Origin of the sequence: Micromonospora sp. NPDC050200 (genome assembly GCF_040656135.1) — a bacterium.
In the GTDB taxonomy this organism is placed as follows: domain Bacteria; phylum Actinomycetota; class Actinomycetes; order Mycobacteriales; family Micromonosporaceae; genus Micromonospora.
On sequence record NZ_JBFALG010000070.1, the window covers coordinates 23,545 to 32,793 of the forward strand.

Annotated in this window: 7 protein-coding genes and 1 pseudogene; 4 read left to right on the top strand and 4 right to left on the bottom strand. The window is 68.6% G+C overall.

What is annotated here, in order from left to right; translation table 11 throughout:
- Nucleotides 1–282 precede the first annotated feature (282 nt).
- From AB0I41_RS30190 to AB0I41_RS30200, 3 genes are all read right to left on the bottom strand, one after another.
- On the bottom strand, nt 283–1,149 hold the full coding sequence (locus AB0I41_RS30190) for a MauE/DoxX family redox-associated membrane protein (protein ID WP_357113986.1): 867 nt from the start codon (nt 1,147–1,149) through the stop codon (nt 283–285).
- Nucleotides 1,150–1,223: 74 nt separating this feature from the next.
- A complete protein-coding gene (locus AB0I41_RS30195; protein WP_357113987.1) occupies nt 1,224–1,820 on the bottom strand; it encodes a cell wall protein in 597 nt (198 codons plus the stop codon).
- Nucleotides 1,821–1,836: 16 nt separating this feature from the next.
- Nucleotides 1,837–2,247, bottom strand: coding sequence for a hypothetical protein (locus AB0I41_RS30200; protein ID WP_357113988.1), 411 nt, complete (start codon nt 2,245–2,247; stop codon nt 1,837–1,839).
- A gap of 926 nt (nt 2,248–3,173) precedes the next feature.
- Between AB0I41_RS30200 and AB0I41_RS30205 the strand changes: the two genes are divergently transcribed.
- On the top strand, nt 3,174–4,166 hold the full coding sequence (locus AB0I41_RS30205) for an N-acetylmuramoyl-L-alanine amidase (RefSeq protein ID WP_357113989.1): 993 nt from the start codon (nt 3,174–3,176) through the stop codon (nt 4,164–4,166).
- Nucleotides 4,167–4,853: 687 nt separating this feature from the next.
- Entirely contained in the window at nt 4,854–6,695 is a 1,842-nt protein-coding gene (locus tag AB0I41_RS30210) for a family 10 glycosylhydrolase (protein WP_357113990.1), read from the top strand.
- Nucleotides 6,696–6,741: 46 nt separating this feature from the next.
- On the opposite strand, the pseudogene AB0I41_RS30215 reads toward AB0I41_RS30210, so the two are convergent.
- Nucleotides 6,742–7,011 (bottom strand): annotated as a pseudogene (locus AB0I41_RS30215) (transposase); the annotation flags it as partial.
- Between the two features lie 131 nt (nt 7,012–7,142).
- Between AB0I41_RS30215 and AB0I41_RS30220 the strand changes: the two are divergent.
- Nucleotides 7,143–7,463 carry a hypothetical protein gene (locus AB0I41_RS30220; RefSeq protein ID WP_357113991.1) on the top strand — a complete coding sequence of 107 codons (321 nt, stop codon included), beginning with the start codon at nt 7,143–7,145 and terminating at the stop codon, nt 7,461–7,463.
- A gap of 295 nt (nt 7,464–7,758) precedes the next feature.
- Nucleotides 7,759–9,159, top strand: a complete 1,401-nt coding sequence (locus tag AB0I41_RS30225) for an N-acetylmuramoyl-L-alanine amidase (protein ID WP_357113992.1) — start codon at nt 7,759–7,761, stop codon at nt 9,157–9,159.
- Nucleotides 9,160–9,249: the final 90 nt, after the last annotated feature.

Below are 9,249 nucleotides of genomic sequence, written 5' to 3' on the forward strand. Positions count from 1 at the left end.
TGGCAGTGGTGGGGTGCATCGGCGAGCGCCCCCGGGCCGCCGCCCAGGGCATCTCCACCCTCTGGCTACGCCTAACCATGCTCTACACGTTGACGATCGGGTGTGACCGCGGAAGTCGACGGAAGCCGGAATGCGGGCTTGGTGGCGCGGAGACAGCGGATGTGGACTGCCATTCCATGTGCGTCGTTCGGGCCCGGACCAGGCGGGACCACAGGGGCCCGGTGATCCCGCCTGGTCCGAGAGGCGGCCGACCTCCCACCGGCGTCGCGCATCCCGCTGCCGCTATGCCGGGACGACGGCGAGTCGGGGGCCGGTGGGCTGCGCCGTGCCGGCCAGGCTCAGCAGGGTCTGCCCGGTGGCGTCGTCCACCACGGCGACCCGGACCGCGTCCGGCTCCCGGTCGGCCAGGGGCACGGCGAACACCGCGGTCACCGGGCGATTCTGGTAGAGCGCGGCGTGCCCGACGAAGCGCCAGTCACCGTCGTCCCAGTGCTCCCGCACGTCCGAGCGGAGCAGCGGCGCCACCCGCCGGTAGGAGTCGCTGAGCTGGAGCTGCTGCACGGTGGCGAGCAGCGGTAAACCGGAGCCGCCCCGGAGTGGGTGGGTCAGCCGGGCGCGCAGCCGGCGTAGCGGCAGCAGCCAGGTCGCGTCCAGCTCCGGCGAGAGCGCCACCACCACCGCCAGCTCGGCGAGCAGCACGGCGGCGCCGGGCAGCGGCCGTCCGGCGAGCGCCGCCCACCAGCCGCCGGAGGCCAGCGCGGCGAGGACGCCCGCCGCCACCAGAAGCCCGGCCCGTGCCAGGCTGCGGCCGGAGACGGGGATCGGTTGCGCGCTCAAGCAGCCGCAGGAGGAGCTCGGTGCAACGCGGCGGGCATACGTCAGGTAGGAGAGGAAGCCGACGGCCAGCACGGTCGCGGCGATCGCCTCCAGTCGCAGCGTGGGTGGCAGTATGAGCAGCGCGCCGAGGGTCAGCTCGACGCCGCCGAGCAGCCGGTACGCGGGCAGCGCCCGGCGTTGCCCGATCAGCCGGACGAGCGCCGACCGGTTGGCGGCCGCGGCGGCATGCCGGCTGAACAGCTTGACGCGCGCGGACCAGATCAGCACCGCACCGAGGACCAGCGGTTGCAGCGCCGCGAGCACTTCGATCATGGGTTCCTCCATCGGGTCGTCCGGCGGATGACGCCCCGGCGGTACGCGGCCGCGTACCGCCGGGGCGTCGCCGGTTAAGCGGCGGCGTAGACGGTGGCGATGTCGATCTCGTTGGTGTCCGGGTGCCAGGCGCCGAGCACCTGGACGTGCCGGCCGACCCGCAGCAGCGACATGTCGCTGATCGCCGGGGTGCCGTTGTAGACCGCGGCGGAACGTCCCGGCACGACGTGCGCGACGATCCGACGGCCCTTGTGATCGAGGTGCAACACGTTGCGGCCGACCGCCGCGATGTGCGCGTGCAGGTTGACGATGTTGACCCAGACGGAGTCCGCGGCGAGCGTCCCGTCGGGCAGGCGGACGCCGCGGGCGTAGAGCCCGTCACCGACGGCCACCCGGTCGAACGTGGTCGGGTGCAGCTTCCAGATGCTCGTGCCGTCGGTGATCCGGAGCGAGTGCAGCACCATGTCCGAGCCGGTGACCAGCAGCATGTTGCCGGAGATCTTGCTGATTCGGCCCTCGGCGAAGTTCGGGTCCGGGGCGCCGGGCTCGACGGTCGCCGCCTCGGCGGCGAAGGCCGCCTCGGGGGCGAGGGAGCCGAGCCCGGTGGCACCGACCACGCCGCCGAGCGCGGCGGTGGCCAGCAACCGCCGACGGTTGAAGGTCTGGTTCATTGTGGAGCCCTCCCCTTCAGACCGTGTCGACGGAGCAGGGCCGCAGCCCGGTGGAGAGACTGGCGATCGCGCTGTACGCCGCGGGCGTCAGGTCGATGATCCGGTTGGTGCCGCAGGACGAGCCGCAGCAGCTGCGCTCGCCGCACCACAGGTCGGTCTGCGGGCCGCAGTCGGCGATCGTGGTACCGACCCGGGCGCCGCTGCAGGGGTTGGTGGTGTAGTGCCGGAAGCCGCAGGTGCGGCGGGACATGCTGACGCCGCAGGCGTCCGGGCGGGTGATGGAAAAGCATGCGTCCGAGGCGTTGGGCCAGGCGTGCTGGTAGTTGCCGGATTTGCAGGTGCCGCAGGCGCCGCCGCCCGCGGTGCCGCAGGGACCCCAGGCGCTGCCGCAGCAGAACCACGACATCTCGCCTTGCAGAGCTGCCATGGGTACCTCCTCCCGAGTTGATGATCGACAATGATAGATGTCGATATAGATGGCGATTGTTGTGTTGAAAATCACCAAAGTCAACGGCTGAAGGGAAGATTTTCTACGTACGCGATCCGCGGCGGCCGCTGTCCCGTCGAGCCTGCCGCGACGCCCATGGGGATCCGGCCCGCGCGACCGGCGCGGCCACCCCCACAGGGTGGGTGTGCGCTCGGGTCGCTGCACCTCGCAGGTGAACCCCATGGACACGGCGCACGTGTCGTAGAAAACCTTCAAGGCAGGTAACAGGATCGCAAACATCCTTCGCCGATCCATCGATATTCGTTATAGTCGCGCCGTGACGATTCGGTGGACTGCATACGCGATGCCAGCGGTGCCCGCAGCACCTGCCGCGATGTTGCGGCCGTACCCGCCAGACGTCTGATGAGCCAGGCATGGCAAGCAGGCCACACGCCGTACGGGAATCCACTATGGAGCGACGCGACACAGCGATGTCATCGGGATTGGTGAACGAGCCGAGCCAGGTCAGCGCGGGGACCCTGGCCGCGCCGAACGCATCAGCTCCTGCTGGCGAAGAAGCTCGTCCAGCTACCGCACATCCGGGCTCCTGATCGGCGATCCCATCACCGGTGCAGATGTGCTGCCAACGACTCGGCGTCATCGTGAAACGCCTGTACGCGACGTTCACGAGCGACAGGAGATCGCGGCAGGCGGGCGACACGCTCGGCGGTTCGATGATGGGCCGCGCCGGGGAGGCCCCGAGCGATGTCGTCCCGCCCGGCTCAACCCCTGCCTTCGCAGATCACGGTCGCACCGGCAGGTAACCGACAACCCCATCCCCGATCTGAGAGGTGCTCATGCTCAGTGAACCCACCGTGCGGCGCCGTACACTTCTGGCCGCCGCAGCCGGCGCTATGGTCGCGCCGATGGTTGCCGGCCGGGCACAGGCCGCGGTCCCCCGCATCTACCTTGACCCGGGGCACGGCGGCACCGACCCCGGCGCGGTCGGAAACGGCCTACAGGAGAAGGACCTCACCCTCAACATCGCGCTGCAACTGCGCAGCATCCTCCAGACCAACTGGAGCGTCGATGTGCGAATGTCCCGCACGACCGACGCCACCGTTAGCCTCGTCGACCGCACCAACGACGCCAACGCATGGGGCGCTGACCTGTTCGTGAGCGTCCACATCAACTCCGGCGGCGGCACTGGATTCGAAAGCTACCGATACCTGGCGGCGGGCGCGGCGGACGTCAACCTGCACAACGCGCTACACCCGCGGGTCCTGTCAGGAATGCGTTCCATCGCCACGGTCACCGACCGAGGCCAGAAGACGGCCAACTTCCATGTGCTTCGCGAGACCACCATGCCGGCGGTCCTTACCGAGAACCTGTTCATCGACACCGTTGCCGACGCGAACCTTCTCAAGCGCGCCGACTTCATCACCGCCACCGCCAACGGGCACGCCCAAGGCATCGCCGACTACCTCGGCCTCGGCACGCCGCCACCCACATACAGCACGATCGTGGACAACACCACCGCGGGCCGCTTCACCGCGAGCGCCAACTGGGGCACCTCCACGTACTCCGCCCAGCGTTACGGGGCCGACTACCGGTACGCCAACCCGGTGCTCGCAAGCGACGCAGCATGGTTCAAGGTCAACATCCCGGCGGCCGGCAACTATCGAATCGATGTATGGCACCCGGCCGACCCCGGATACAACAGTGCCACGCCACACGTGATCGTCACCGCCGCGGGAAATCAAACGGTGAACGTGGACCAGCGCACCAATGGCGGCGCTTGGCGTTCGATCGGCACCTTCAACCTCGCTGCGGGCGACCGCGACCTGGTTGGCGTGAGCCGCTGGACCAGCGCCGCCGGATACGTGATCGCCGACGCGGTACGGGTCACCCGAGTCTAAGGCGCTGCCACCCGAGCCGGCAGTCGATGGCCGGCGCCGCAGGCCCGTTCTACGACAACGGCGGTCGTCGTGGGTTTCCCGGTAGTCATCGCGGCCGGCATCTATGGGATGTCGGCCGCGATGCACTCCGACTGTTGGTGTCAGAGGGTGGTTCGGTAGTCTATGTCCGTTGTGGGTTTGGCCGTGGGTTTGGCGGTGTTCCATAGCCTGATCGGACCACGACGCACCACCGGCACATCGTCAGCGACCCATCACTACAAGATCGGCAGGGCACGCCCTAGGCGAAGACTCTCACCTTGTAGGTCCGCGCGGCCTGGTTGGTGGCCTGGGTCGGGGTGATGATGTTGAGGCGTATGTAGCGGGCGGTCGCCGACACCGAATGGGTAGTTTTATTGAAGTATGTCAACCAATCTGCGGCGGCTTCGCCGCTCCTTGGCGGACTCGTGTAGTCACCGGGTGAAGGTGGGGTTGAAGAAGTCTTGCACTATGCCCGTGGCGTGCCGAAAATTTTCTACCATGGGCACGCATCGAACTTTGTGGTTTCGCATCCTCGCCTCGACGGTCGCCGCGGTGACCGCTGCCGGCATCCTGACGATTGCGGCACGGGCTGGGGCGACCAGCCAGCCGGCGTTCGGGACAACCGCCTGCCAGACCAACCCAGCGACCCCGAAGCGGCAGCTCAGAGCCATGTGGATCTCCAGCGTGGCGAACATCGACTGGCCCAGCGGCACCGGCCTGAGCGTGTCCACCCAGCAGGCCGAGTTCCGCTCCTGGCTCGACCTGGCGGCACAGCGCAACATGAACGCGGTGGTCGTGCAGATCCGGCCCACCGCGGACGCCTTCTGGCCCTCGCCGTACGAGCCGTGGTCGCAGTGGCTCACCGGCACCCAGGGGGTGGATCCCGGGTACGACCCGCTGGCGTTCATGGTTGCCGAGGCGCACGCCCGGAACCTCGAGTTCCACGCCTGGTTCAACCCGTACCGCGTCGCCACCCACAACGACCCGTCCCGGCTGGTCGCCAGCCACCCGGCCCGACAGCATCCGGACTGGATTTTCTCCTACGGCGGTAGGCTCTACTACAACCCGGGTATCCCGACGGTGCGCGCGTTCGTCCAAGACGCGATGATGGACGCGGTCAACCGGTACGACATCGACGGCGTGCACTGGGACGACTACTTCTACCCGTACCCGTCCGGCACCGAGCAGATCCCGGACCAGCAGACGTTCGCCGCCTACGGCAGCGGGTTCAGCAACATCTCCGACTGGCGGCGCAACAACGTGAACCTGCTCGTGCGGGAGATGGGCCAGCGCATCAAGACGGTCAAGCCCTGGTTGAAGTTCGGGATCAGCCCGTTCGGCATCTGGCGTAACTCGTCGACCGACCCGCTGGGCTCGGCCACCAGCGGACTGCAGTCCTACGACGCGATCTACGCCGACACCCGTCACTGGGTCAAGCAGCAATGGATCGACTACATCACGCCGCAGATCTACTGGCACATCGGGTTCAGCGTCGCCGACTACGCGGTCCTGGTCCCGTGGTGGTCCAACGTGGTGTCCGGAACCCGGGTCCAGCTCTTCATCGGTCAGGCCACCTACCGTCTCGGCGCCACCGGCCAGGACCCGGCGTGGCAGGACCCGGCTGAGCTGAGCGACCACCTGTTGCTCAACCGGAACCATCCACAGGTCCTCGGCGACATCCAGTTCACCGCGAAGGACGTACGCGCCGACCGGCTCGGTGGGGTGAGCCGGATCGTCGCGGACCACTACAGTCGCCCGGCGCTGATCCCGGTCGCCGCCCACCTGGGCGGAACGGCACCGGCGGCACCCTCCATCACCTCGGCCGTGTCAGGCGCCGGCGGGGTCACGCTCAACTGGCAGGCCGGCGGATCGGAGACGTCGACGTCGTACGCGGTGTACCGGGTCAGCGGCAGCGGCCCGACCGACGCCTGCTCCTTCGCCGACGCCACGAACCTGATCGCCACCGTCCGGGCCACCGGCACGACCGGCTCGTTCACCGACAAGACCGCGGCGGCGGGCACGTACACCTACCACGTGAGCGCACTGGACCGCTTGCGCAACGAGAGCGCGGCGAGTGTGGGCGTGGTGGTGACCGTCGGCGGCTTCAGTGCGATCGTGGACAACACCACGGCGGGGCGGTTCACCGCGAGCGCGAACTGGGGCATCTCGTCGTTCTCGACGCAGCGTTACGGCACCGACTACCGGTTCGCCACCCCTGTGGCGGCCAGCGACCCGGCCTGGTTCAAGGTCAACATTCCGGCCACCGCCAGCTACCGCATCGAGGTCTGGTATCCGAGCAACTCCGGCTACAACGCCGCTACGCCACACGTGATCGTGACCACCAGCGGTAACCGGACGGTCAACGTCGACCAACGTACGGGCGGCGGCCAGTGGATGGTCCTCGGCACCTTCACCCTGGCAGCCGGTGACTACAACGTGGTCGGGGTGAGCCGGTGGACGACCGGCACCGGTTACGTGATCGCCGACGCGGTGCGCGTCACCGCTGCCTAGATCTGCCGAGCCGAGCCCGGTTGACCGCCGCCGACCGGGCTCAAAACACCACGTAGACGCACTTCAGCGCGGCCTGTTCGTTCGGGAATTGGCCGCCGGCGCGGACGGCTTTGCGGATGTGGGCGTTGACGCTCTCGATCGCGTTCGTGCTGCAGATGACCTTGCGGATCTCCACGTCGAAGGCGAGGAACCGGACGAACTCGGCCCACGCGTCGGACCACAGCTTCACGATCGCCGTGAACTTCTTTCCCCAGGCGTCGGCGAACTCCATGAACCGCTCGGTCGCCGCGTCCTCGGTCGCCGCGGTGTACGCCGGCCAGCTCGCCAACCGGCTCGTCGGATGGCTCACTCCCAGAACTCATTAGGCGCCGATCACCAGCACATCCACGTCTCGGGGTGCCGGCGCTGGGCGCGGGGCCGGCCAGCGCCGCCGAGCCGGATCCGACGATGAACGACGCGGTCTTCAACCGGCCGACCGGGACGGCCGCCCAGCAGAACGCGATCTTCATCCAGCTCGCCCGGATCATCGACCGGGTACCGGCCGGCGGAGAGATCCAGATGTCCTGGTTCGGGTTCAGCGTCACCGACGTCACCGACTCGGAGACCACCCCCGACCTGCCCGGACGACTGCTTAACGCGCACCAGCGGGGGGTACGCGTCAAGATCATCCTGGACCACGAGCAGGTCAGCCAACGGCCGTACCAACGGCTGCTGCCGGTGCTCGACAGCAACGACACCGCCGGGTCGTACAGGGCATCGAAATTCTGAACAAAACCTGCAAAACACAGACCGGCCCGCGTGGTTGCGGGCGGTCGCGCTGACGTACCCGGTCCTCGTGCCGATGAAGCCGAGGCCGTTGCAAGGTGCCGCCCCGGAGGCGGACGCGCGGGGTGTGGCGGTGGTCCGTCGACGGGCACCCAGGACCGGCCGTGTCCTGGTGAAAGTTTTCGCCACTACGATCGGCCTGACCGCAAGAACTATACATCGATGCCTATCACAGTGTACGGTGCGGCCACCCGGCTTTCCTGGCCGGAAACGTCCGGTCATCCGGAAAGGAGCTACCGTGCGTCTTCGGTTTCCCCTGCGCCGACCGAATCGCCTGGTCGGAGCCATGCTGATCCTGACCCTCGGCCTGTCCGCCCAGTCCGCTCTGGCTGCTGGGCCCGCCCTCGCCGCACCGGCCGGCGCGGCGGTCAGCCCGCTGAACACCGCCTTCGCTACCGCCGCCGCGCGGTACGACGTGCCGCGCGATCTGCTCGTCGCGCTCGGCTACGCCGAGACCCGGCTGGACGGGCACGGCGGCGCACCGAGCGCGTCGGGTGGCTACGGCCTGATGCACCTCACCAGTAACCCGGCCGTGCGCACGCTCGACGAGGCATCCGCGCTGACCGGACTCGAACGCGCGGTACTGCGTACCGACGCCGCCGCGAACATCGCCGGAGCCGCCGCCGTGCTGCGGTCGTACGCCGACCGGGCCGGCCTGACCGCCGCCGACCACACGGACATCGGCCTTTGGTACGGCGCGATCGTCCGGTACGGCGGCGCGACCGATCCGGCCGTCGCCCGGCTCTACGCGGACACCGTCTACGACCTGCTCGTCGCCGGCTTCACCGCGCCAGCGGACGCGGCGCTGAAGGTGGCGGGCCGGCGGATCACTCCAGACCGGGGCGCCCTGGCCCGGGTGCCGGCACTCGGTACAGGCGACGTCGGCACGATGAGCACCGACTACGGGCCCGCCGCCTGGGCGCCCGCCTACTCCGGCAACTACACGGTGGCCAACCGTCCCTCCGACTACCGGGTCAACTACGTGGTCATCCACGTCACCCAGGGCTCCTACGCCGGGTCGATCAGCTGGTTCCAGAACCCTGCGGCCAAGGCGAGCGCGCACTACACGTTCCGCTCCTCTGACGGGGCGGTCACCCAGTCGGTCCGGGAGAAGGACATCGCCTGGCACGCCGGCAACTGGACCTACAACACCCAGTCCATCGGCATCGAGCACGAGGGTTACGTCGACGACCCCAGCTGGTTCACCGACGCCATGTACCGCGCGTCCGCGGCGCTGACCCGCAACCTCGCGAACAAGTACGGCATCCCGAAGGACCGCACGCACATCATCGGCCACATCGAGGTGCCCGGCGCGACGCACACCGATCCCGGCCCGAACTGGAACTGGACGTACTACATGCAGCTGGTGAACGGCGTGACCGGCATCGGCACCGGCACCGTGAAGACCGGTGGCGGGACCCTCAACGTCCGCTCCGGGCCCGGGACCAGCTACGCCATCGTCGGCTCCGTCGCCGATGGCGCGACTGTCAGCATCTACTGCCAGGCCACCGGCACCACCGTGACCGGCACGTACGGCACGAGCAACATCTGGAATCGGATCGGCACCAACCGCTACATCTCCGACGCGTACGTGCTGACCGGCTACGACGGCTTCATCCCGAACGTGCCACGCTGCTAGTGCCGTGACCACGAACGTTCACGGTGTTTGACACGCCGTCCGGCCTGTCGGCCGGGCGGCGCTGCGGCGGTCAGGCTGTGGCGGTGGCAG